Raw genomic sequence first — 22,671 nt, 5'->3', positions numbered from 1 at the left:
GCGGAACACCTGAACGGCAACCGCCATCTGGCCGACTTCGTCCTTGCGGTCCATGCCATCGATCTCGGCTGCCGTATCGCCGCCTGCCAGCGACACCATACGCTCCCGCAGGCGGGCAATCGGCGTTGTGATGCCACGCGAGGCCACGAACAGAGCGAGAATGATGCCGGCTGCAAAGCTGATGCCAACCACAACAAGCGAGGTCAGGATCGTGGAATTCGTCTGATCCGTCAGATCGTCGCTGCCTGTCGCAACACCCTTGGCAAGCTTGTCCAGCAATGCCGTTATGATGGCTGACGTTCGTTGGATGGAGACGTCTGCGTGGGCGAGTTGCACGGCGGATTCCGCATTTCTGTTCGCCATTCCCAGCTCAACGGCCTTGTCGGTAATTTGCGCGATGGACTGGGATTGTGCGATCAAGGTATCGACAGCAGCGCTCTCTTCCGGAAATACTGTCTTGACATTGCCCAGCCGCTCCAGAAGCTCGCGTTTGCTGTCAATATAAGCCTGCTTGGCAACGTTGATTTCCGCAGCATTCGCATCGTAAGCCATGACCTGATAGGCGCCATATGCCAGGGCGACGAGATTACGGTTTGCCCGCGCAAGCTCCACCAGCGCAGCATTATCGCTGGCGATGAATTCGGAATAAAGCGTGTCGGCTTCCTTGTAACGCGTTGCCATGAACGCGGTGGCACCGAGACCGACGATGCAGAGTGGCAAAATGAGTGACAGGATTTTGGTGCGGATACGGGCATTTTGAAGAAAGGACACGGGAAGCTCCTGAAATGGATGCCGCTCCTTTCCCGTGCCGGAGGTGTTCGGCAAAAATGACATTGCACGTCTAAAGCCTTCATCATCAAGGCCCATCAGCCGGATCATCGGCCCTTGTCGCAAACTGCATCATGCATCTGGCCCGCAGGGGGATGCCTGCCCTGAAATTTATGCAAGCACCTGTTCCGGGAATCCGGCGGCTACGCAACAGACGGAAAAGACTGGCCGCAACAGGAAGAAGATCAAGAAAAAGTACTTTATAATATTCTTTTATTTGCTTACAAATGCAACAATTATACTTTAAAACTTTAGGATTCCTTTATGCCGCATGATCTGCTTCGAATTTGCGCGGGACAAAAAAACGGCAGGCCTTTCAGCCTGCCGCATGCATTTCCGATAGTGGCGTTGGGAGCGCTCGCGGTAGCGTCAGGCGGCCGCGCGCCGCAATGCCGTTGCAACCGTGTGGATATGGGCAGCGCCAATGCCGCAGCAGCCGCCGATCATGGTTGCGCCGGCATCCGCCCAGGAGCAGGCGAACCGCGAATAGACATCGTCGGTCAGGTCGGTGCGCGTGCCGTGCAGACCTTCATTGGCGGCGGAATCGCCCTGTTCACCTTCGAAGGCATTGGCATAAACGCCGATCTCAAGCGAAACGCCCTTTTCCGCAAAGACGGCGGATGCCGTTTCCACGGCGGCTTTCATGATTTCCGGCTTGCTGCAATTGAACAGCAGGGCGGCAGCGCCAGATTGCGCGGCCCATTCGGCCGCCGCCTTTACCGTTTCACCAGAGCGCAGCGCAGGCTCGCCGCCGCCTGTCGCAGCCGCATCGTCGTTCAACGTGAAGGAAATCCAGAACGGTTTGCCGGTTGCGGCCACGGCTTCCCGCACCGCCTCGCCTTCGGCGATCAGGCTCAGCGTCTCACCCAGCCAGACATCGACGAAGGGCCCGAGATTGTCGACCAGTACCTTCAGATAGTCCTGCACCCTCGTGGCATCGAAATTCTGCGGCTCATAGGAGCCGAAGATCGGCGGCAGCGAACCGGCCACCAGCACGTCGCGACCGGAGGCGTCCGCAGCCTCGCGTGCCAGCCTGCCGGAAAGGGCGATCAGCGATGCGCCATCCTTCTGGAAACGCTCCTCGCCGATATGGAACGGCACCAGCGCATAGGAATTGGTGGTGACGACATCGGCACCGGCCTCGATGAATTCCTGATGCACCTGCCGCACGATATCAGGTGAATTGATGAGCGCCAGCGCCGACCATTCCGGCTGTTTCAGCTCGGCGCCGAGCCGCTGCAATTCGCGGCTCATGCCGCCGTCGAGAATACGGATAGTGCCCATGTTCATGCTCCTTGAACGGTTTACCGCCGGACCGGCACCTGCTGTTCGATGAGACCGAAACAGCGGGCAATTATGGCGGTGAGAATGAGATAGAAGACGGTGACGACGATCAGCGGCTCATAGACGAGCAGCGTGTCCTGCCGCACCTTGTAGGCGACGGCGTAGAGGTCCATCACCGTCACGGTAAAGGCAAGCGGCGTGGCTTTGAGCTGCATCACCACCTCGCCCGCAATTGTCGGCAGCGCGATACGGATGGCGCGCGGCAGCCAGATGCGGCGAATAAGGGTGAAACGGCCCATGCCGAAAGCCCGGCCCGCCTCCAGCTCACCCTTTGGCACAGCCAGCAACGCGCCGCGCAGAACCTCGGCCTCATAGGCCGCGTAATTCAGTGTGAAGCTGACGGCGGCGAAAAAGAAGCCCTCGCGCAGCACCGGCCACATGAAACTCTGACGTAAGCCGGGGATCATCGGCAGAAACGAGCCGACGCCATAATAGAGCAACCAGAGCTGGATCAGAAGCGGTGTGCCGCGAAAGAAGGTGCAATAGGCGCGCGCCAGAATTTTTGTCACCCGCCCGCCGCTGACCTGCGCGAAGGCAAGCCCGATAGCGAGAAGAAAACCAATGCTGACGGAGATGACGAGCAGCGCCAGCGTTTGCCAGGCACCGGACAAAAGCAGCGGCCAATATTTGGCGATCCATGAAAAATCCATGCCGCGTCCCCTTTATGCCAACGCCGGCTGGCCGCGCCGCACACGGCGCTCCAGCAGCGAAAAGACGAGGTTGGAAACCAGCGTAATGGAAAGGTAAAGCAGGGCTGCGGCAAGAAAGAACAGGAAATATTGCTTGGTGCTGGCCCCCGCCAGCCGTGTCGCAAGCGCCAGTTCCTGATAACCGACAACCGCCACCAGCGCGCTATCCTTCGTTACCGCAAGCCAGAGATTGGCAAGGCCCGGCAGTGCGTTCGGCAACAGTGCAGGCAAGACCACACGGCGGAAACGCAAGGCCGGCGACATGCCGAAGGCGCGGGCCGCCTCGATCTGCCCGTTCGGAATGGCAAGGATCGCACCGCGCAGCACCTCGGTCATATAGGCACCCTGCACGAAACCCAGAACCGCAACAGCGGCAACGAAACCGTTGACTTCCAGAGGCGGCAGGCCTGCCAGTTGTAGCAGCCGGTTCAGGCCATCAGTGCCGGCGTAATAAAGCCCGACGATGAGGATCAGTTCGGGAACGGCGCGGATTGCCGTCGTGTAGAGATTGAGCAGAAGGCCAAGCGGCCTGTTGCCGGAGAGCTTGCCGAGTGCACCGGCAAGCCCGATGACGATGCCGATCAGATAGGCACCGGCGGAAATGGCAAGCGTCGACGCCGCACCCTTCAAAAGGGTGCCGCCCCATCCCGGAGGATAGGGTGACAGCAGTTGCAGCGTGGTTTCAAGGCTTGCCATTTATCTGACCGGTCAGGAGAAATTACTTACCGTAGATATCGAAGCTGAAGTATTTCTTGGTGATCTCGTCATACTTCCCGCTGGCGCGAACGGCAGCGAGAGCAGCGTTCAGCTTGTTCTTGAGTTCGGTGTCGTCCTTGCGCAGGCCGCCGGAAACGCCAAGGCCGAGGATTTCCTTGTCATCCGCAACGTTGCCCATGTCGGCGCAGCAATCCTTGCCGGCATCGCTCTTCACGAAGGCATCGAGAACGAGCGAGTCGCCGAACACGTAGTCGATACGGCCGGCTGCGAGATCCTGAAACGCCTCGTCCAGCGTCTGATAGGTCTTTTCGTCTGCGACAGCAGCGAAATATTTCTTGTAATATTCGGACTGGATGGTCGCGACCTGAATACCGATGGTCTTGCCCTTGACGTCTTCCGGCGCCGCACCCGGCTTGCCATCCTTGGCGCCGATCAGCTTGCTCGGCGTGTTGTAATATTTGTTGGTGAAATCGATGACCTTCTCGCGCTCTTCCGTGTTGGACATGGACGACCAGATAACATCGAACTTCTTCGTCTGCAGCGCCGGGATGAGGCCATCCCAGGAAAGCTCGACGATCGAGCATTTTTCCTTCATTTCCGCGCAGACGGCGTCCATGAGATCGATTTCCCAGCCCTGCCACTTGCCGCTGGCATCCTTGGCGAAGAAAGGCGGGTAGGATTCGTTCATGATGCCGAACCGGACATCGGCGCTGGCGGTGAAGGCGGAAACCGCAAATGCCGTTCCGGCAAGCAGCGTGGCGAAGAATTTCATTTAAAGTCTCTCCTGTTAAAACAAACGGCGAAGCGAAACGGCCATCACGCCAGCGCGCCGGTAAATTCCCTGCAACGGGCGCTTACGGGATTGCCGAACACCTGCGCCGGTGGCCCCGCTTCCTCCACACGGCCCTGATGCAGAAACATCACCTCGGTGGAAACATCGCGCGCAAAGCGCATCTCGTGAGTAACGAGCAACATGGTGCGGCCTTCCTCGGCCAGATCGCGGATGACCTTCAGCACCTCGCCCACAAGTTCCGGATCGAGCGCCGAGGTGGGTTCGTCGAACAGCATCACCGCCGGCTCCACGCAGAGCGCGCGCGCAATCGCGGCGCGCTGCTGCTGCCCGCCGGAGAGGAACGCCGGATAGGCATTTTTCTTGTCGTAAAGGCCAACCTTGTTCAGCAGGGCTTCGGCCTTTTCCACCGCCTCCTGTCGCTTGACGCCGAGAACGTGAACAGGCGCTTCGATGACATTTTCCAGAACGGTGCGGTGGGCCCAGAGATTGAAATTCTGGAACACCATGCCAAGCCCTGTCCGCAGCTTTTCCACTTGCCGCCAGCTTTTCGGCACAGCCTTGCCGTCCCTGCCAATCTTCATGGCGATCTCCTCGCCATTGACGATGACCCGGCCGCGATCCGGCGTTTCGAGAAAGTTGATGCAGCGCAGGAAGGTACTCTTGCCGGAACCGGACGAGCCGATGATCGATATCACATCGCCTTTGTGGGCCTTCAGCGAAACGCCCTTCAAAACTTCGTGTGTGCCGAAGCTCTTGTGGATGTCATCCGCTTCGAGCGCACAGGCGCCTGTATCTGCCATTTATTGACCTTGCCGATCCGGTTCATTGCGTGTCGAGCAAAATGCGGAGCGGTTTTGCGACAGGACATGCATAACAACAAAGACTTAAGCCACGCATGTTTAGCGAAACCTGCCGCAAACGCGCGCAATATCAGGCTCTTTTACACATTTGAAACGAAAAATCATTTCAAAATATCATCTGCGAGCAACGATCTGCGCGATTTGCCCCTGATGCGCCTCGCCACGCTGGCCGCGTTACTGCCAGTCAGGGCCAATTGCGGTTCCGCCTGCGCCTCATCCTCGACAAGGCTGGCATTCGCCTGCAAACGCAGGCCCATCACGGCAACGACGAGGAAAAACCAGACGAAACCGGTACTGAGGAAGAACATCGTTTCGAGAAAGCCGTAGAGCAGGACATAAAGCCAGACGCCGACATAGAGCTTCGTCAGCGGGCTTTTGCGCGTGGCCTCATCCATCTTGCCGAGATCGCGAAGCGGCATCAGACAAATCCACGTCAGCACCAGAATAAGACCTGGCACGCCGCCGCCAAGCACAAGGTCGAAATAGCCATTGTGGGAATCCGGCGCCGTCGTTGCCCAGGTATTGTTTTCGGTGAAGCTCGTCATCAGGGTGTCGCTGCGCCAGAAGGCCTGGTAGCCGTATCCGACGATCGGGCTTTGGCGGATATAATCTATCGAGACGGTCCAGATATCGGTTCTGCCGGTGAAACTGGCGTCGATCCCCAGTTTCGTCAGCATCTGTGAAAAGACCGGATCAACGGTCGTGCCGACGATCACCACGGCGAAGGTTCCCAGAAGCAGGGTCACGACCGCGTAACGCCATCTTGGCCAGCCCACGATGAACCAGCCCGTGGCGATGATAATCGGCATCAGGCCGAGCGCGGTCTTGCCACCCGACTTGACGAGAAAGATCAACGACAGCAACAGCACCGCGAGGCCGCCGATAAGGGACCAGCGCTTGCACAGATAAATCCCGACGATCATCAGCACCGCCATGATCGAGGCTGCCTCGTTCTTGTGACGGAAGACCCCGCGCCAGTTGCCTGCAAGGAGCGGCTCCAGCGCATCGCTTGCCTGATGGATCGACCGCGACGGCAGGACAGCAACGCCGAAATAACAGAGGAACAGGATAATCAGCACGCATGTGGCAAGCAGCGTGGTGAAATGCCGCTCGGTGCGCGGCAATTGCAGGAAGCAGCTGGCGAGCACGCAGATGATGGCGCACATGGCAAGCCGCCGCAGCGAAAACACCGGCGCGCCGCCCACCACCGAGGTGAAGATATACCAGCCGAAGATCGCGAGCATCAGCAAACGCGGCGTAAAGACGATGGAAGACGACCGCTCCTTTGCCATGAACGCCACGAAACTGATGAGCAGGATGATCGCGGTGAGCTGGTTGAGGAGGTTGGACCCGGCCGCCATGGCGGACCCCAGATAGGTCGAGGAAAGCGAGATATAGGGCGAGAAGCCGACCGTGAAATAAAAGAACGTCACATAAAACAGTGCATTCCGCCAGGCGACACTCGCCTGCTCATCATGCGCTGCATCCATCAGGTAATTTTCTCTACCTTTTTCCATACGTTCTCACATCGTACCCGATGCTTCGTCTCGGTAACATGAATATCCCGTCAAAACCCTATTTTTTAGTTATCCATAATACACGGAGGAATAGCGCCGGGACTTGCCGCTTTTTTCTTCAGGAAATCGGAATCGGCAGACAAGGGACACCGCCCTCGCATCTGGAAGTTAAATTCCAAAACTCAAAAATAACAGCAAAATTGCTCCATATTTCGTCCATTAGTTGCTTGTTTAAGTATATTTTGTTAACCTAACGCAATACGGGCGGCATCCACTAACAGATTGAAACAAGGCGTTTTATTCTCCGGATGATATTACGGTACCGCAGAATTGCAAGTTTTATACCTATATTAAGATATTAAAATCTACACTGCCTATGGTTGATTTCATAAACGCGTAAATAGCTGGAAACCGACGGTGGACGTTCCGATACACACCAATATGGACGATAGCAACAACGAAGGGGCGACACAACGCCCGGTTCAGCCAGCTGCGCCCGGCGTTCGACCCATGCGCAGGGACGATCTTCCGGCTGTCGAGGTTGTGCTCAACAGCGCGTTCAAAAAGACCGGGCTTGATAGAAACTTCGACTTCGGCGCTTACGTCGAAACATTGTTTTTCAGCAGTCCTGTGTTTGATCCCGAATATGGCAGCGTTGTCTACGATGCTGGAGAGAGCGGCGTTACAAGCGTTATCCTTGCCGTCCCCATGCGGTTTGTCGCGAATGGAAAACCCATTACCGCAAGGTTGTTATGTGCTTTCGCGTCGAAAGGAAAACTCGGCGCACTCGGCGCCGCGCGCCTGTCCCGCGGCATGCGGGCGACGAAACACGATATGCTGTTTTCGGACACGGCCTCCCCCGTCAGCGCCGATCATTGGCTTGCGATCGGCGGCAGCATGTTGCCGATGGAAAGCCTGCAATGGCACAAGGCGCTCAAGCCTTTCAGCGCGATTGCCCTGCGCATGCCGCGCCGTTCGCAGGTAGTCAAATCCAGGCCCGGACTTATGGCGCTTGGATTTGTGGACCGTATCCTGCGATCGTGGAAAAAGGGCATAAGGCCCAATGAAGTTGCCGGCACCACGGTCAGACCGGTGGATTTCGAGACGTTCCGACGCAACGCGCTGAAAATGATCGAGCGTTTTTCCGTCCGCCCGGAATGGTCCCACGAGGAATTCCACTGGCTGATCGAAATGAGTAAAACCAACGGCACCCTTGGTGAATTGAGTAGCCTGGCGATCGAAAATGCCGAAGGCCGCATCATCGGCGCTGCCCTGTTTTTCGGACAGGCGGGACGGACCGCCTATGTGCTGAACCTCGTCTGCGATGCCGGTCGCGAAAACGACGTACTCGGTGCGCTGTTCCGCCATTTCGATGATGAGAACTATGCCCATGTCACCGGCATGTCGCAGCCGTTTCTCATGAACGCGCTCTACCGTCAGAACCACGTGACCTTCCATCATCGCGGTTATTTCTGCATGGCCACCCGGGATGAAGCCCTCCGGGATCGGGCGCTTGCCGGCGATATCTATATTGGCGGGCTAAGCTCGGAAAGCTGGAGCAAGCTCATCACAGATTTCTAAGGCACATGCGCCGGTTGTGAAGAAAATGCCGAGCCTTCTATGCCCCAGTGAAGCGCTGGACATTCGCTGAAATCAGGTGACGCAGCGCCTTCGCGTAACGTTTGGAGCGCGTCTTGGCCGCAAGGGCGCTCGACCAGTCCACCATCGATCCGTTGATATCGAAATCTCCGAGCTGGCCTTCGGGAACGTCACCCTTTTCGATGCGCTCGACGATGGAGCCCAGCGCCGCGTAAAACTCGGGCGAGCGATAAGGCGGATGCAGCGAATACATGCCCTTGCCCGTGCCGAGAAAATCAAGCCGGTATACGCCGATGCGCATCATGTTGTCGCTTAGCACCTCTTCGGCAGGCATTGAGACCGGTTGCTGATTATAGGCATAGGAGCGGATGCGCCGTTTGACGTCGGGTCTCAGCAGTTCGAGCGAGCCGATACGCTTGGCGAAACGGTCCATGTCGATCATGAACAGGCGGGTGGAAACGGTCGCGAACCGCCATGTGGGAACGCGGCTCGGCAGCTTGCGCGGTTCGGGAATGTTCTTCACCCCCGGCATGCCGACATGGCGGGAGATATCGAGATCGCCGCGCACGGTGGGCGGCCCGGAAAACGGCGTGATGCAGAGCGCGTCCGGGTTGGCCTTCTGCAGCGCAATGGCTTCGTTGAACCAGCTCTGGCTACCGCCGCCAAACATCATGTCGCTGTCCATATGCAGCACATAACGGGCGTTGGCACGTTTCAACCCGTGAAAATAAACATGGAAAGGCCCGCCGTCGAAAGCCTTGGCGGGATAAGGAACCGGCGAGCGCGAAAAGAACGTCTCCGCCACCGCACTGCGCGCCGCATCGCTATAGTCGGCAATATCCACATACAGATGCGGATAGTTGGCCTGCATTTCCTCCAGCATGTCAAACAGGCGTTTGCTGGCGGCCTCGAAACCGTTGCCCTTGTAGCGGCCGGCTCCAACCTGGCCGGTATCCACCGTCAGGAGAATGCGGTCCACCTGCCCGCCCCAGACCCGCAGCTGATGCGGAACGGTCAGGGCCGCATGCGGTGCGTCGAAGGGATGCAGATTGATTTGCAGCGCCTTTTGTACGGGAGGAAGCGGCATTTCAGCAGTCATAATTACGCACCACGGTTCCGGAATTCATTGATGACGGCCATCATGGGTTTTTCGTTGAAGCTCCAGTCGAGCGGCAGCGGCCGGTTCGCGGTGCCATCCCGGCGGGGATAGGCCCAGCGGATCCAGGTATATTGGTCCGAAATGCCCCATGTGGTGATGGAGGAAAGCGGGCCGCCTTCGCACGCCGCTTCGAGAAAATCGCGGACCTGACCGTTTATCAGCATGTCGCGCTCGGCTTCCGGGGCGGGAAGCGTCTGGTCCATCGCGTCCAGTTCCGTCACCAGAACGGCAAGACCATAACTGCGCATTTCCTTGGTAAAGGCTGCAAGCTCGTCTTTCGCAATGGGCCAGCCACCGCGCAGATGCCCCTGCAGGCCGATAGCGTTGATCGGAGCGCCTTTCTCTAGCAGCTCGAGGATGAGATTGCGGAAGGCCGCGCGCTTGGCCGGCGATTTCTCGACCGCAAATTCCACATCATATTCGTTGAGGACAAGCTGGGCCTTCGGATCGACGGAATGGGCGATGTCAAAGGCCTTTTTGATGGCGTCCGGGCCTGCGCCATAATACCAGGCGTCGCGGCGCGAGCGCACATTGCCGGGCACGTCGGGGATAGGTTCATTGACCACATCCCAGCTGTGTATCACGTCCTTGTACCGTTCCATCACCTTGACGATGTGGGTTTCCATCAACTTCTCGACCTTCGCGCCGCTGCCGATGCTGGCAAGCCAGGGCGCGTTGGAAGCGTACCAGATAAGCGGATGACCATGCATGGTGAGTTTGTTCTGGCGCGCGAAGTTCGCAAGCGCATCGGCAGCGGCAAAATCGAAAACGTCTGCCGAAGGCCGCATGACCTCCCATTTCATTTCAGTAACGGGTGTGATGCGCGAGCAATATTTGACCACCGCTTCGCCGATGCGGCTATCGGCGGTAAGGTCCGGCAGATAGATGGCCGCACCGTAAGGGGCAATCTTTGTCGACGTTTTCCTGGTAGCGGCAACGCCCTGCCCTGCCATGGCATGCAACAGGCCCGCGCTTGCAGCACCACCCAGAAAATTCCGCCGCCCGATCCGCATTCGCCCGCCTCCACAACCCCGGCGCATCGGCCTGAAAATCGAAAGCGATTTTCGACAGGGACGATGCGCATATCACAACTGTCAGAACGTCGCTGATGCGTCCCAATGGCCGCACGGCGCTCTAATTCTCAAAACATAACATCTTGATCATGCCAAAAGGATATTAAAGATTTGCAAGGTTAACTGACGCTATACCACGTCACAATTGGCGCAAGCCGGCTTAATCCGGTAGTAACTTCAGTGTGAGAATTATTGATCCGCCCCTGATGGAGTAAAAATATTGGTTTCCGTCTCGATTGTCATTCCCGTTCGCAACGGCGAGCGTTACATCGTGGAAGCGATCGAAAGCGTGTTGTCTCAGGGGAAAACCGTTTGCGAAGTGCTCGTCGTCGATGACGGCTCCACCGACACAACGGCGCAAAAGGTGCAAAGTTTCGCCGATCCCCGCGTAAAACTGCTGGCCCGGCCGCAGGGACGGCAGGGCGTTTCCGCCGTGCGCAATTTCGGCCTGTCGCAGGCGCGCGGTGAATGGACGATGTTTCTCGATGCCGACGACCGCGTGAAGCCGGGCGCGATCGCCGCCCTATGCGCCGGCATCTCCGGACCGGATGTCGTTGCCGTCTACGGTGATTATGAGCGCATTGACGAGAATGGCGCTAAGATCGGACGGCGCAACCTCATCAGACGGCGGGAAAAACCTGATGGTTTCATCCTCCAGCCGCTTTTGGGCGGAAACTTCATCGTCAATGGCGGCATCATGCTGGTCAAAACCCGCATCTTTCAGGATTTCGGCGGTTTCGACGAGACATTGCGTTATGCAGAAGACTGGTATGGCTGGTGTCGGCTGGCTGCCTCCGGCCGTTTCGCCTATCTGCCCGGCCGCCACGTGCTGGATTACCGGGTGCACCGGACAAGCGTGATGATGAACCGCCTTTTGACCTTCCGGGATTGCGAACCGGCGATCGAAGCGGTGTTTTCCGATCCCGCCATCGTCGCCGCCATTGCGCCGCAGGAATTGCGCCGGCTTCGCCGCAAATCCGAAAATCACATGAATGCCTATACCGTGGCGCAGGCCTTTCGCGCCCGGCGCTATCGCGAGGCCTTTTCGGCGCTTGCCGATACATTTGTCAATCGCCCGCGCCAAAGCCTGCGCGCCGTCGTGTTTTCCGCCGCAGCCCTTGCCGGAATTTAGGAGTGTTCATGTCCGAAATCATGCCGGAAGCGGTGGTGTGCATTCCGAGTTTCCGCAGGCCGGAAGGTTTGCAGAAAACGCTGAACTCGCTGGCAGCCCAGAAGGTCGATTTCCCCTTCGCCATCGTCGTCGTCGATAATGACGGGGTGGGCCAGGCGGGGCTGGCCGTCGCGCGCGCTTTTTTTGCCGAGAGCGGAATGATGGGCCAGACGCTGGTTGAGCCGACGCAGGGCAATTGTTACGCCATCAACACGGCATTCCGCACGGCGCGGCAGAGCTATCCATCCGCGCAGTGGTTTCTGATGATTGATGACGACGAAGCGGCCTCGCCCGTCTGGCTCGCTGAAATGGTCTCTGCCGCAAAATCCTTCGGCGTCGATATCGTCGGCGGGCCGGTCGATCGCGAATTCGATGCGCCCGCACCCAAGGCGGTTCTGGCACACCCGCTGTTCGGCTCCATCGAGGCGCCGACCGGCGTAGTCGATCAAATCCATGGGTCCGGCAATTGCCTGATCTCGAGGCGGGTTTTCGAAACGCTGGAAAAGCCGGAATTCGATGTACGGTTCAACTTCCTCGGCGGCGGCGACATGGATTTCTTCACCCGTTGCCGAAAGGCGGGTTTCAAATTCGCCTGGAACGCTCAAGCCCTCATCATCGAATATGTGCCGGAAAACCGCATGGCGCCGCGCTGGATCATGGAGCGCTCGCTCCGAACCGGGATCATTAATTACAGCATCGACCGCGCCCGACGCCCCGGCCTGAAGGGCGGGCTGCTGCTTGCCGCCAAAAACGTTGTCAGCCTGTGCCTGTCGCTGGTCCGCGCCGTTTCCGCATTCCTGAAAACCGGTGCGCTGCTGCCCGCCACGCATCCACCGCTGATGTCCATCGGCCGCGTCATGGCGAGCCTCGGTATTACGCTCACGCCCTATAAGGCGCCGGCGAAAAAGGCCTGAACGCGGGCTCGTCCGGCAGTTAATATCAGCTTTTCAGCTCAGGGTTTTTTCCCTGCGCAAAGAGATCCCATTCACATGCCGTTTCTGGGAAGCGAATGACGAAAAAACGGCTGCAAGAATGAGAAGCGGCACAAGAATCGGCCAGAAGAAACAAAGGATGATACCGGTCACCCGGTAAAAGTCCCAATCCTTGTCGCGGCGGGCGCCTTCTATATAGGTCATGGCAAGAGAAGTAACGGTGCCAATCCCATATACGAAAAGAGAAATGGACGTAATTACCATCGCTGTCCTCAATATATTTCTGATTCGAATAAATATGTAATATCCGCTCAGTGTACCGCCGTTACGCCCACTTGCAACGATTTTCCGCGGAAAGACACCTCCACCCCGATACGTTAGAGCGACCTCATATAGCGCGACTCCATATGATGATTGCATGCGCCGGCAGATGCCGCTCAAATGAGCTCAGTCCTGAACCGGCCGGACGGTCAGGGGCAATTCCGTAAAGAATCAATGAGAATGCGCAGATTTCAGACCTTGCCGGCCCCGAACCCGTAGCGATGCTTCAGCAGCGAATATATGGCGATGGGATTGGTCAGCAGGTAGCGCTTGCCGAGACGCCTCGGCTCAAGCATGGCCCTGTAGAGCCATTCGAGCCCCATATCCTGCATCCATTGTGGTGCCCTGCTATTCTTGCCCGCGAGAAAATCGAACAGACCGCCGCAGGTCTTGATCACCGCAATGTCGGAAAGCCTGTCGAGATTGCGCGCGACGAAACGTTGCTCCAGCGGTATGCCGAAGCCCACCCAGAGAATATCGGTCTGCGATGCGACGATATCGGCAAGGATCGCCTCCTCGTCGCCGGGTCTGAAATAACCATTGCGCCGACCGGCAAAAACAAGCCGTGGATAGAGCTTTTGCATTTCCTCGACTGCCGCACGGTTCACCTCTTCGGAACCGCCGAGAAAATAGAACCGCGTGCCGGTCGCCTCAGCCCTCCGGGCCACCGCATGAACGAGATCCGTCGTCGCCACACGTTCCCGCAGCGCTCTTACGCAGAACTGGCGGGAAAAGATCACCAGCGACATGCCGTCGGCATGAATCTGGTCCGCCTGCCGCAGCAGGGCTTCGAATTCCTTGTCTTGGTGACAGAGTGCGATGACCTGACCGTTCGCCGATGTCGAATAGAACGGCTTTGCGCCGGCCGCGCGTTCACGTTCCGCCCGCAGGATAAAATCCTGCGCCGTCTCTTCGATGGTCGCATCGGTGATGGGCAAAGCCGCAAGCGGAACAACCGGCCAGTGTGTGCCAGGCCCTTCCGCATGCGGGACATCTCTCCCTGTCATATTCTGTCCGGTGTCCAAGATAGGCATCGTTTCACTGTTATATTCACGCATAGGATTAAGGTATAAGGCTTCAAACACTACGAATAACTATCATTAATATTCTTATAAATCTGACGCTTGAATCAAACAATTATACGCCCGGGGGTTGAGTGACCACCCCAACCTCTCCTCCCCCCTATTCCGGTTTTGCGGCTGATGGGTTAAGGGACGACGAAACCACACCATAGAAAAGGTCCCGGCCATGGAAACCATATCGATCGACAACCGCGGCGATTTCGGCCTTTGGGCCATCGAACGGGCAAAGGAAATCGTCGCCAACGAGGCGTCCGATCTTGCCGTTTCGGTCCGTGACGGCGACGAGACAGGCATTCGCGATGCGGGTAATGCGCTGGGTGCCGCCATCGCCGCCGCCCTGCTCGAGGTCTATGACGGCCTGATGTCCGAGGAATAAGCGCGCGCGGTCGCAGCCCTCAGGCGTAGCGTTCCGCGTGGTCTGTCCGGCGCAGAAAACCCAAAAGCCCCAGTGCGATGGCAATTCCGAGACCAAGGAACAGACCGCCCACGCCACCGGCGATCAGGAAGATCAGCTTGCCGGGCGGCCAGCTTCTGGAATTGGGCGCTACCGGCTGCGAAATCACCCGCACATTGGTGGAATCGATTGTCTGCTGCTCGGCGATCTGGCGTGATCGGTTGAGATAGGTCTCGTAGATCGCAGCAGCTGAGTTGGCGTCTCGCTCCAGATCGCGCAGCCGCACCTGCGCCTCATTGTCGGTGAAGACATTGGCGCGTTCCGCAACCGCCTTCAGCCGCAGGGCATCAAGCGAGGAGCGGGCCTCGGCGACATTGGTCTTGGCCGCCAGCAAAATCCGCTGCGCCTCATCCGCAATGCCGCGTTCCAGCATGTCGCGTTCCGCCCCCGCCGTCGCCAGACGCGGATGGCGGGCGCCATAGGTCAGCGTCATCGCCCCAATCTGCTGCTGCAAGGTGCTGTATTGCGCACGAATGGTGTTCATGGTCTGGCTGTCGAAGATCGCGTCGCTCTGGGTGCGGTTCTGGGCAATCGCCGCCTGCATCTGCTTGAGGCGCGACTCCTCCTGAATGACGCGCTGCTGCGCGGCAAGAACCTGCGCATTCAGCTCGCCGGACGCCAGATTGCTGACCAGCTGGCCGTTATTCTCCTGCAGGCCGTTTTCGCGGCGGAAATCGGCGACGCGCTTTTCCGCAACCGTCACGTTCTGACGCATTTCCTCAAGCCGCTTCTTTAGATCATCGACGATACGCAGGCTGCTGTCGGAGGTCGTCTGGAACAACTCGCTTTCGAAAGCCTTCACGATCGCCTTCGAGACTGTCACGGATTTGTCCGGATCATTGGTCCAGACCGCAAGCGTCACCACGAAGGAACGCGGATCCCGTTCCGCCGCAACCCGTTCGCCCAGCGAACGAAGCGCGCCGACCTTGTTGTCACCATCTTCCGGCTTGGGTGAAAAAAATGCTTTCAGCCGCGCAAGAGGCGGTGGGGATATGAATTCCGGGTCCTCATCCAGTTTCAGCTCGTCCACCACCCGCGCCAGCACGTTGCGCGACGTGACGGTGCGCAGCTTGCTCTCCACTTCGAGAATCTGGGTGTCGCGCTGCTGGTTGGGCGAAAACACCCCGTCATTGACGACATTCAGGTTGGAGGGATTGACGACGATATCCGTATAGGCGGTGTAACGCGGCGGCGTCATATAGGCATAGGCGAGTGCAGCGGCGACGCAGAGAATGATCGCAAGCACAATCCAGACGATCCCGGCACGCAGCCAGCCGAGTACCTCGTCCACACCGATCCGGTCGATATATTTCAGGCCCGGCAGCGTGGCCGCGAAACTGTTGCTTGGCGAGGCCGGCCTTGTGGGCTTTTCAGCCGGAGCGGGTTCGGCAACGGCAGCCGCCGGCTTCGGCTCAAGATGCTCTTTCAGCACCGTGCGCTCGAAAACCTCATCCTCATCCACCAGATCGTCCAGCAGGGAACCGTGGGGTCTGGCGGCGGGCGCCGCTTTTTCATCCAGCGGACGTGCCTGCTTATGTCCCGCCTTTTGAAGCCTGTACATCAGCCAATCCAACTTGAACGAACCACAAAAAAGGCCTGCAACAGATGGTTTTCATCGTCGCCAGAACCACTATTAACCGGCAAGTCTAGATATAACGGGTGAATTTTAGGTTACCCGCATCATCCCCGCCATCATCACCTATTCGCCGCGTCCATGAAAGAGATGATTGACTTGAATGGATCGATACGGTTCTTTCTGGCGTTATATTTTTGTATTATCCATTTGAACCTCAAAGATTTTATCGAAACGGAGTTTGGCATGAGCCTGAAATTTGGAACGAGCGGCCTTCGCGGCCTGTCTGTCGATCTGAAAGGAAAGGCCTCGGCCGTCTACGCAACGGCATTTGCAAGGCACCTTCTCACATCGGGTCAGACAAAGGCGGGCGACCCCATTCTCGTGGCCCGCGATTTCCGCGATTCGAGCCCGGATGTTTCCGCAACCTGTATCGCCGCGCTGAAAAAGGCCGGCCTCACACCGCTCGATTGCGGCACGGTGCCGACACCGGCACTGGCGCTTTACGGACTTTCCCTCAAGGCCGGCGCGCTGATGATAACCGGTTCGCATATTCCGGCCGACCGCAACGGCATCAAATTCTACCGCCCGGACGGCGAAATCGACAAACAGGACGAAACGGCGATCGCCGCACTCGCAGCCGAAGTCGAGGCTGAAGGGATTAACGACGAGGCCGCAACGGCGGACGACCATTCTGCAATTGCAGCCGAGCTCTTTTATGAGCGCAATGCCGCACTCCTGCCGGCAAAGGCGCTGTCGGGCCTGAAGATCGGCGTTTACCAGCACAGCACGGTGGCGCGCGATCTCTTCGTCGACGTTCTCGCCCACTATGGCGCCGAAGTTGTGTCGCTCGGCCGTTCCGAGACCTTCATTCCGGTCGATACCGAGGCGGTCTCCCCTGAAACGCTGGAGCTTCTCAAAAAATGGGCACCGGAACACGGCCTCGATGCCATCGTTTCCGCCGATGGTGACGGCGACCGGCCCCTGCTTGCCGATGAAAACGGCGTGCCGCTGCGCGGCGACCTGATCGGATTGATCACGGCGAATTTTCTCGATGCCGGCGTGGTCGTCACCCCCGTCACCTCCAATTCCGGCATTGAGGCGAGCGGTTCGTTCAAGGTCATCCGCACCAGGGTCGGTTCGCCTTTCGTGATTGCCGGCATGGCACAGGCCCTTGCCGAAGGAAACAACGGCGTCATGGGTTTCGAGGCCAATGGCGGCCTTCTGACAGCCTCCACCTTCACATTGAACGGCAAACCGCTATCGCCCCTGCCGACGCGGGACAGCTTCCTGCCCATCCTCGCCGTATTGCTTCTCTCCGCCGAGCAGAAAAAGCCGCTATCGCAGATTGCCGCCGCCTATAACCTGCCGGTCGCGGCTGCCGATCGTCTGGAAAACTTCGCACAGGAAAAGAGCGCTGCCCTGATGACGCATTTGCGCGCCTCGCGGAATAATCTCGAAACCTTCCTCGCCCCCGTGGGCACGGTCAAGGCGCTGAGCGACATTGACGGCCTGCGCGTGGCCCTGACCGACGGCAGCACCATCCATTTCCGCCCGTCCGGCAATGCTCCGGAAATGCGCTGCTACGTCGAGGCAGCCAATCAGGACGAAGCCGAAACGCTGCTCAGCAAGGGCCTCGATCTCATCCGCAACTTTGGATGAGTGGATGGCGCTGAACGCTTGAAGCGGACGGCCACCATGAATGTCCCAGTGTCGCAAATGTCGCATCCCGTCTTTGCCTGTTGCTCTTCCCGCTCGGGAAAGCGATAAGGGCCGCAGGGCTCAAGGAGGCGGGATGTGAGCGGCGAGACCATTACCCTTTATGAAGCGATCGGCGGCGATGCCACAGTCAGAGCACTGACCCGGCGCTTCTACGAATTGATGGACACCCTGCCAGAGGCGGCGCATTGCCGCGCCATCCATCCAGCCGATCTTTCCGGCAGCGAAAGCAAGTTCTACGATTATCTGACCGGATATCTTGGCGGACCGCCGGTCTATTTCGAAAAACACGGCCACCCGATGTTGCGCAGGCGTCATTTCGTGGCCCCTATCGGACCCGCCGAGCGGGACGAATGGCTGCTCTGCTTTCGCCGCGCGATGGACGAGACCATCGAGAACGCAAAGCTCCGGGACATCATCTGGGGACCCGTGGAGCGGCTGGCCTTTCACATGCAAAATCAGGAAGCGAATAACCCATGACGACGGAAAGATTGCGCGCCTTGATTTTGCTGCTGGGCAGCCTTTTGGGTGCTGCCGGCGTCATGCTTGCCGCCGCCGCCACCCATACCGGCGAAACCTATATGCTTGGCAACGCCTCGGCCATGGCGCTTGCCCATGCGCCGGTGCTTGTGGCACTGCATATCGGCGCGGACCGCATCAGAACCGCCATTCCGGCAGGGCTGATCCTTGGCTTCGGCACGGCGGTTTTTGTTGGTGATCTCGTCACCAGACATTTTTCCGGTCACAGCCTGTTTCCCTACGCGGCTCCCTTGGGTGGCCTCGGCATGATCGCGGGATGGCTGGTGCTCTGCGCCGGTGCATTTTTGAAGCCGAGGGGCTAAATCGGCATCAACGCCGTTTCCAGCGAAACGACAGGATGTTGCCGCCACGTTGAGCCGCGTCACCGATCTCGAAGAACGGCTTTTCGCCCGGCTGGCGGGTGCGCAGATAGGGAAAAGCGAGCACATTGCCGCCGTCAGCTGCGGCGCGGTTGCGCCGCTCGCGTTCGCCGACGACTTCATACATCTCCGTCAGGGCCGGATCGGCGCCCTGGTCGGCCATCTTGTGCAACTCCACGCGGCAGGCCTCAGCCACCGCCTGCTCTGCATCCTTAAAATTATTGCGCTCGTCGCTCATCGTTTAAGGTCCGTTCATTCATCGTCTGCAGCGCCCGCTCCAGACTGGATTTGCTGCCATTGCGCAGCGGAATGAACGTCTTGCCGAATTTCTTGCAACCGGACTTCACCCGCAGACACGCATCGTGGCTGATACAGTCGATCGGGCAGAAAACGCAGTCGACGGACGGAAGAACAGTGTCGATACGCGAGACCGCCTCACGCAATCCGCCATCGTGATGGATAAGCTCGGCGCCGAAATTGCTGGCGATCTGGCGAAGATGGGCAACCTGACAGTCACGGCCGCCAACATAAAGAAAGCTCTTCGGACCGGAAAGCTGCTGTTCGGCCACATCCTTTTCAGGTTGAGGCGCGCCCTTGCCCTGCTTGCCGCCGCGTTCGGCTTTCTTCTTTTCCTTGCGTGCCATTCCCTCACCTGCCGGTTGATTTTTTCATGCCCCGACGTTCGGGATGCCGGCACCATAATAAAGATGAGTTTTGGAGTAAAGTATAAAGGTGATAATTTTCCTCATGTTTTGACATAAAGAATCGATCACATATTCGCGATAACCTCACCAGATCAGTTGTTGATCTTCAATCCACCCATGAAAAGCTGCTCCAGGTGCCGGGCTGCATCCTCAAACCGGCCTTCACCACCGTTCTTGTCGCCCAGCACTGCCCGCACCTGCACGTCGAAATCCGCATAGTGCTGCGTGGTCGACCAGATAGAGAAAATCAGGTGATAGGGATCGCATTTCGCCATCCGCCCGGCCTTGATCCAGACGCGGATTACCTCCGCCTTTTCATCCACCAGTTGCTTCAGCGGACCCTTCAGCTCATCCTCGATATGTGGCGCGCCCTGCAGGATTTCATTGGCAAACAGGCGGCTCTCGCGCGGAAAATCGCGCGACATTTCCAGCTTGCGGCGAATATAGGAGCGGATTTCGCTTTCAGGATTGCCCTCGGCATCAAAAGCCCTGAGCGGATCCAGCCAGGTATCCAGCACCCGCTCGATCAACGCGCGATGCATCGCCTCCTTGGTGCGGAAATAATAAAGTACGTTCGGTTTCGACATGCCGGCGGCCTCGGCAATCTGGTCGATGGTGGAACCGCGAAAGCCGTTGGTGGAAAACACACTCAGCGCGGCCTCAAGAATCGCTTCCTGCTTTTCTTCCTGAATGCGGGTCCGCTTCTGTGTTTTCGCTGCGCGCGGTATGGCCATACTCTGCTCTCTGTGTTTCTTTTCGATGCAATTGCCGCTACAGTATGCTTAAAAAATAATCGCCGCGTACAGTTTAGGCAAAATTAGTGCGATTCGTCACGAAAATCCCTTGCTGACGTCATGGCGAATTTGCAATGTTTACCAGCCGGTCAATTTATCCACCATCACCATCACAAGGCAATGGCTGTTATCTTAACCGGCAAAAACGGGAACGGCACAAGCTTTGCTTCGATAAAAACAAAACAGGTGAGGACGACACTTCATGGCAGCGGGTAAGAACTTGACGGTCAATGGCGACCGTCTGTGGGACAGTCTGATGGACATGGCGAAAATCGGCCCCGGCATTGCCGGCGGCAATAATCGCCGCACGCTGACGGATGAAGATGCTGAAGGCCGCAGCCTGTTCAAGAGCTGGTGCGAAGCGGCCGGCCTCACGATGGGCGTCGACAAGATGGGCACGATGTTCGCCACCCGCCCCGGCGAGGACCCGGATGCACTGCCGGTCTATATCGGCAGCCATCTCGACACCCAGCCGACCGGCGGCAAGTTCGATGGCGTTCTCGGCGTGCTGGCTGGACTGGAAGTCGTGCGAAGCCTGAACGATCTCAACATAAAGACGAAACACCCTGTTGTCGTCACCAACTGGTCCAACGAGGAAGGCGCGCGCTTTGCTCCGGCCATGCTGGCTTCCGGCGTCTTCGCCGGCATTCACGATCTCGATTACGCCTATAGCCGCACCGATACCGACGGCAAGACCTATGGCGACGAGCTGAAGCGCATCGGCTGGCTGGGTGAGGAAGAGGTGGGCGCCCGCAAGATGCACGCCTATTTCGAATATCATATCGAACAGGGGCCTATCCTCGAGGCGGAAGGCAAGCAGATCGGCGTCGTTACCCATGGTCAGGGCCTGTGGTGGCTGGAAGTGACGCTGACAGGCAAGGAAGCGCATACCGGCTCGACGCCGATGGCCATGCGCGTCAATGCCGGCCTCGCCGCCGCCCGCATCCTCGAAAAGGTGCAGGAAGTGGCGATGGCCCACCAGCCGGGCGCCGTCGCCGGCGTCGGCCAGATGATCTTCACGCCCAATTCCCGCAATGTGCTGCCCGGCAAGGTGGTTTTCACCATCGACCTCAGAACCCCCTCGCAGGCAAAACTCGACAACATGCGCGCCATTTTCGAACGCGAGGTGCCCGTTATCGCCGAAGAACTCGGCGTCGGCTGCTCAATCGAGGCCATCGGCCATTTCGATCCCGTCACGTTCGATCCGGTGCTGGTGGGCCGCGTGCGCGCTGCTGCCGAAAAGCTGGGCTACAGCCATATGGACATCATTTCCGGCGCTGGCCATGATGCTTGCTGGACGGCAAGGGTTGCCCCCTCCACCATGATCTTCTGCCCCTGCGTGGACGGTCTTTCCCACAATGAAGCCGAAGACATCTCCTCCGAATGGGCCGCCGCGGGCTGCGACGTGCTGCTGCATGCGGTGCTGGAAACTGCGGAGATCGTGGGATAACGATGGACCTGGGCACCATAATCGCAGGAATGACTCTTCTGTCAGGCGTTCTGGCGTTCTTCTACAAGAAGGATGGCGCGGTAGACAAAGTTGGTGGCGTGGGCGTTCTACTGATTATGCTCATTATAGTAACCGGTAGCGTCAACATCTTCATCAGCCGGGAATCGGCCTATCAGGCAGATCAGGCGAAGAGGGAGACGGAAACGCTCAAAACTGAAAACCGACGAGCGCAAACCACCATTCAGCTACAGTATCTGGATATAGAAAAGCCTTTTGACGGCGGACATATCTCCTTCTCGGTCTTCGAGAAAAGCGAAGACTTTCCTGACAGGCAAGCGCACCCACTCGGAGAGCAAAACCTGATCATATTCCGTAACCCGGCGAATGATGGACCAATCGGCAAACTATGGTTGGACGCGGCAGACATGGGGTTTACGAGCGCGGAACTGGTAAAGGAGAAAGGCAGAATAAAAGTCACGCAGGAAGGCTCAAAGCGAGGAACATTCGCCTACGACCTCGAAGAAGGAAACCACTGCGCGATGGCCGGAGAATGCCCGAAACAGTTCGGGCGGGACGATTATCTCTTCTTTACACAGGAACTGGCCGGGATCGACGGTGATTTTCATATCGGATTGGACATTCCGGACTTCGTCGAGCAACCTGCCCTAATGTCGGTTTCAAAAATTCTGCAAAACCCGGTGATCGGTTATTTCAAGACAAACGTACAGTATAAAATGAACGTTGAAAAATTTGAGAAATATTATTCAGATAATATAAATGGGAAAATCTATCTCACCCAGTCCAACGCCAAAAACTCTTCTCTTGCCGACTGCAAGAGAACAGCCACGCTTCCTATTCGAATCGAGAAAATCGAAAAAACCAAACAGGATATAGATGCGGAGTGCGCAGGATCGGGAACATGCTTCCGGATGGTTCACGATAGCAATTTTACAATAAACGCTTGTCAGATCTCGGAATTCTAGCAGGGAACAG

23 protein-coding genes and 1 pseudogene are annotated in these 22,671 nt (G+C 57.9%); 9 read left to right on the top strand and 15 right to left on the bottom strand.

Annotation, left to right across the window (positions count from 1 at the left end; all coding sequences use genetic code 11):
- From AC1DCP_RS22235 to uppW, 7 genes are all read right to left on the bottom strand, one after another.
- A partial coding sequence (locus AC1DCP_RS22235; protein ID WP_476774620.1) for a HAMP domain-containing protein occupies positions 1–771 on the bottom strand: 771 nt, incomplete at its 3' end.
- 426 nt (positions 772–1,197) lie between these two features.
- The gene (locus AC1DCP_RS22230) at positions 1,198–2,112 is read right to left on the bottom strand and encodes a homocysteine S-methyltransferase family protein (protein WP_025594292.1); all 915 of its coding nucleotides are present in this window, start codon (positions 2,110–2,112) and stop codon (positions 1,198–1,200) included.
- A 20-nt stretch (positions 2,113–2,132) separates the two neighbouring features.
- Positions 2,133–2,822, bottom strand: coding sequence for an ABC transporter permease (locus AC1DCP_RS22225; RefSeq protein WP_013636681.1), 690 nt, complete (start codon positions 2,820–2,822; stop codon positions 2,133–2,135).
- 12 nt (positions 2,823–2,834) lie between these two features.
- On the bottom strand, positions 2,835–3,557 hold the full coding sequence (locus AC1DCP_RS22220) for an ABC transporter permease (protein ID WP_065687535.1): 723 nt from the start codon (positions 3,555–3,557) through the stop codon (positions 2,835–2,837).
- A gap of 22 nt (positions 3,558–3,579) precedes the next feature.
- Complete coding sequence (locus AC1DCP_RS22215) at positions 3,580–4,350, bottom strand: transporter substrate-binding domain-containing protein (RefSeq protein WP_003513835.1); 771 nt, start codon at positions 4,348–4,350, stop codon at positions 3,580–3,582.
- Between the two features lie 44 nt (positions 4,351–4,394).
- Positions 4,395–5,171 (bottom strand): ABC transporter ATP-binding protein, encoded by a 777-nt coding sequence (locus AC1DCP_RS22210; protein ID WP_013636684.1) that lies wholly within the window; start codon positions 5,169–5,171, stop codon positions 4,395–4,397.
- Positions 5,172–5,332: 161 nt separating this feature from the next.
- Positions 5,333–6,748, bottom strand: a complete 1,416-nt coding sequence (uppW, locus tag AC1DCP_RS22205; RefSeq protein ID WP_013636685.1) for a Wzy-type polysaccharide biosynthesis protein UppW — start codon at positions 6,746–6,748, stop codon at positions 5,333–5,335.
- A 510-nt stretch (positions 6,749–7,258) separates the two neighbouring features.
- Between uppW and AC1DCP_RS22200 the strand changes: the two genes are divergently transcribed.
- Positions 7,259–8,329, top strand: coding sequence for a hypothetical protein (locus AC1DCP_RS22200; protein ID WP_003513839.1), 1,071 nt, complete (start codon positions 7,259–7,261; stop codon positions 8,327–8,329).
- 37 nt (positions 8,330–8,366) lie between these two features.
- Here AC1DCP_RS22200 and uppG read toward each other — a convergent pair whose 3' ends face one another.
- The gene (uppG, locus tag AC1DCP_RS22195; protein WP_013636687.1) at positions 8,367–9,446 is read right to left on the bottom strand and encodes a polysaccharide biosynthesis glycosyltransferase UppG; all 1,080 of its coding nucleotides are present in this window, start codon (positions 9,444–9,446) and stop codon (positions 8,367–8,369) included.
- A gap of 2 nt (positions 9,447–9,448) precedes the next feature.
- Positions 9,449–10,519 (bottom strand): polysaccharide biosynthesis UDP-hexose transferase UppI, encoded by a 1,071-nt coding sequence (gene uppI, locus AC1DCP_RS22190; RefSeq protein ID WP_003513843.1) that lies wholly within the window; start codon positions 10,517–10,519, stop codon positions 9,449–9,451.
- Positions 10,520–10,799: 280 nt separating this feature from the next.
- Here uppI and uppH point away from each other — a divergent pair, with 280 nt between their 5' ends.
- Entirely contained in the window at positions 10,800–11,711 is a 912-nt protein-coding gene (uppH, locus tag AC1DCP_RS22185; protein WP_013636689.1) for a polysaccharide biosynthesis endo-1,4-beta-xylanase UppH, read from the top strand.
- 8 nt (positions 11,712–11,719) lie between these two features.
- A complete protein-coding gene (uppJ, locus tag AC1DCP_RS22180) occupies positions 11,720–12,664 on the top strand; it encodes a polysaccharide biosynthesis UDP-hexose transferase UppJ (RefSeq protein ID WP_065687543.1) in 945 nt (314 codons plus the stop codon).
- A 33-nt stretch (positions 12,665–12,697) separates the two neighbouring features.
- Here uppJ and AC1DCP_RS22175 read toward each other — a convergent pair whose 3' ends face one another.
- Together AC1DCP_RS22175 and uppL are read right to left on the bottom strand one after the other, a co-directional pair.
- Complete coding sequence (locus AC1DCP_RS22175) at positions 12,698–12,946, bottom strand: hypothetical protein (protein WP_065687534.1); 249 nt, start codon at positions 12,944–12,946, stop codon at positions 12,698–12,700.
- A gap of 248 nt (positions 12,947–13,194) precedes the next feature.
- Entirely contained in the window at positions 13,195–14,010 is an 816-nt protein-coding gene (gene uppL, locus AC1DCP_RS22170) for a polysaccharide biosynthesis UDP-hexose transferase UppL (protein WP_034502051.1), read from the bottom strand.
- 241 nt (positions 14,011–14,251) lie between these two features.
- Here uppL and AC1DCP_RS22165 point away from each other — a divergent pair, with 241 nt between their 5' ends.
- A complete protein-coding gene (locus AC1DCP_RS22165; RefSeq protein WP_003513853.1) occupies positions 14,252–14,461 on the top strand; it encodes a hypothetical protein in 210 nt (69 codons plus the stop codon).
- A gap of 19 nt (positions 14,462–14,480) precedes the next feature.
- Here the strand turns inward: AC1DCP_RS22165 and uppM are convergent, their stop codons facing one another.
- Entirely contained in the window at positions 14,481–16,100 is a 1,620-nt protein-coding gene (gene uppM / locus AC1DCP_RS22160) for a polysaccharide biosynthesis protein UppM (protein ID WP_065687533.1), read from the bottom strand.
- A gap of 258 nt (positions 16,101–16,358) precedes the next feature.
- On the opposite strand from uppM, the gene uppO reads away from it, so the two are divergent.
- The 3 genes from uppO to AC1DCP_RS22145 all read left to right on the top strand — a co-directional run bounded on the left by uppO (position 16,359) and on the right by AC1DCP_RS22145 (position 18,673).
- Positions 16,359–17,774 (top strand): polysaccharide biosynthesis phosphomannomutase UppO, encoded by a 1,416-nt coding sequence (uppO, locus tag AC1DCP_RS22155; protein ID WP_065687542.1) that lies wholly within the window; start codon positions 16,359–16,361, stop codon positions 17,772–17,774.
- Positions 17,775–17,909: 135 nt separating this feature from the next.
- Positions 17,910–18,311, top strand: coding sequence for a group II truncated hemoglobin (locus AC1DCP_RS22150; protein ID WP_367078106.1), 402 nt, complete (start codon positions 17,910–17,912; stop codon positions 18,309–18,311).
- On the top strand, positions 18,308–18,673 hold the full coding sequence (locus AC1DCP_RS22145; protein ID WP_013636697.1) for a DUF423 domain-containing protein: 366 nt from the start codon (positions 18,308–18,310) through the stop codon (positions 18,671–18,673). The genes AC1DCP_RS22150 and AC1DCP_RS22145 overlap by 4 nt, the downstream gene beginning before the upstream one ends.
- A 7-nt stretch (positions 18,674–18,680) precedes the next feature.
- On the opposite strand, the gene AC1DCP_RS22140 is transcribed toward AC1DCP_RS22145, so the two are convergent.
- From AC1DCP_RS22140 to AC1DCP_RS22130, 3 genes and pseudogenes are all read right to left on the bottom strand, one after another.
- Entirely contained in the window at positions 18,681–18,968 is a 288-nt protein-coding gene (locus AC1DCP_RS22140) for a hypothetical protein (RefSeq protein ID WP_003513867.1), read from the bottom strand.
- Positions 18,949–19,272: pseudogene (locus AC1DCP_RS22135) on the bottom strand (DUF2325 domain-containing protein); the annotation flags it as partial. The pseudogene AC1DCP_RS22135 and the gene AC1DCP_RS22140, both read right to left, overlap by 20 nt.
- Positions 19,273–19,526: 254 nt before the next feature.
- A complete protein-coding gene (locus tag AC1DCP_RS22130; protein ID WP_003513869.1) occupies positions 19,527–20,168 on the bottom strand; it encodes a TetR family transcriptional regulator C-terminal domain-containing protein in 642 nt (213 codons plus the stop codon).
- Between the two features lie 262 nt (positions 20,169–20,430).
- Here AC1DCP_RS22130 and AC1DCP_RS22125 point away from each other — a divergent pair, with 262 nt between their 5' ends.
- Together AC1DCP_RS22125 and AC1DCP_RS22120 are read left to right on the top strand one after the other, a co-directional pair.
- Positions 20,431–21,678: a Zn-dependent hydrolase gene (locus AC1DCP_RS22125; protein ID WP_065687530.1), complete on the top strand. Its 1,248-nt coding sequence runs from the start codon at positions 20,431–20,433 to the stop codon at positions 21,676–21,678.
- Between the two features lie 2 nt (positions 21,679–21,680).
- Positions 21,681–22,661, top strand: coding sequence for a hypothetical protein (locus AC1DCP_RS22120; RefSeq protein ID WP_065687529.1), 981 nt, complete (start codon positions 21,681–21,683; stop codon positions 22,659–22,661).
- Positions 22,662–22,671 lie beyond the last annotated feature (10 nt).

The organism is Agrobacterium sp. 10T429 (genome assembly GCF_056393925.1).
This window is presented reverse-complemented; position numbering and strand designations above follow the sequence as displayed.

Bases quoted from the DNA above. Each gene is read 5' to 3' on its own strand.
- AC1DCP_RS22230 (WP_025594292.1), bottom strand. From the start codon at position 2,112: ATGGGCACTATCCGTATTCTCGACGGCGGCATGAGCCGCGAATTGCAG.
- AC1DCP_RS22225 (WP_013636681.1), bottom strand. From the start codon at position 2,822: ATGGATTTTTCATGGATCGCCAAATATTGGCCGCTGCTTTTGTCCGGT.
- AC1DCP_RS22220 (WP_065687535.1), bottom strand. From the start codon at position 3,557: ATGGCAAGCCTTGAAACCACGCTGCAACTGCTGTCACCCTATCCTCCG.
- AC1DCP_RS22215 (WP_003513835.1), bottom strand. From the start codon at position 4,350: ATGAAATTCTTCGCCACGCTGCTTGCCGGAACGGCATTTGCGGTTTCC.
- AC1DCP_RS22210 (WP_013636684.1), bottom strand. From the start codon at position 5,171: ATGGCAGATACAGGCGCCTGTGCGCTCGAAGCGGATGACATCCACAAG.
- uppW (WP_013636685.1), bottom strand. From the start codon at position 6,748: ATGGAAAAAGGTAGAGAAAATTACCTGATGGATGCAGCGCATGATGAG.
- AC1DCP_RS22200 (WP_003513839.1), top strand. From the start codon at position 7,259: ATGCGCAGGGACGATCTTCCGGCTGTCGAGGTTGTGCTCAACAGCGCG.
- uppG (WP_013636687.1), bottom strand. From the start codon at position 9,446: ATGACTGCTGAAATGCCGCTTCCTCCCGTACAAAAGGCGCTGCAAATC.
- uppI (WP_003513843.1), bottom strand. From the start codon at position 10,519: ATGCGGATCGGGCGGCGGAATTTTCTGGGTGGTGCTGCAAGCGCGGGC.
- uppJ (WP_065687543.1), top strand. From the start codon at position 11,720: ATGTCCGAAATCATGCCGGAAGCGGTGGTGTGCATTCCGAGTTTCCGC.
- AC1DCP_RS22175 (WP_065687534.1), bottom strand. From the start codon at position 12,946: ATGGTAATTACGTCCATTTCTCTTTTCGTATATGGGATTGGCACCGTT.
- uppL (WP_034502051.1), bottom strand. From the start codon at position 14,010: ATGACAGGGAGAGATGTCCCGCATGCGGAAGGGCCTGGCACACACTGG.
- AC1DCP_RS22165 (WP_003513853.1), top strand. From the start codon at position 14,252: ATGGAAACCATATCGATCGACAACCGCGGCGATTTCGGCCTTTGGGCC.
- uppM (WP_065687533.1), bottom strand. From the start codon at position 16,100: ATGTACAGGCTTCAAAAGGCGGGACATAAGCAGGCACGTCCGCTGGAT.
- uppO (WP_065687542.1), top strand. From the start codon at position 16,359: ATGAGCCTGAAATTTGGAACGAGCGGCCTTCGCGGCCTGTCTGTCGAT.
- AC1DCP_RS22145 (WP_013636697.1), top strand. From the start codon at position 18,308: ATGACGACGGAAAGATTGCGCGCCTTGATTTTGCTGCTGGGCAGCCTT.
- AC1DCP_RS22140 (WP_003513867.1), bottom strand. From the start codon at position 18,968: ATGAGCGACGAGCGCAATAATTTTAAGGATGCAGAGCAGGCGGTGGCT.
- AC1DCP_RS22130 (WP_003513869.1), bottom strand. From the start codon at position 20,168: ATGGCCATACCGCGCGCAGCGAAAACACAGAAGCGGACCCGCATTCAG.
- AC1DCP_RS22125 (WP_065687530.1), top strand. From the start codon at position 20,431: ATGGCAGCGGGTAAGAACTTGACGGTCAATGGCGACCGTCTGTGGGAC.
- AC1DCP_RS22120 (WP_065687529.1), top strand. From the start codon at position 21,681: ATGGACCTGGGCACCATAATCGCAGGAATGACTCTTCTGTCAGGCGTT.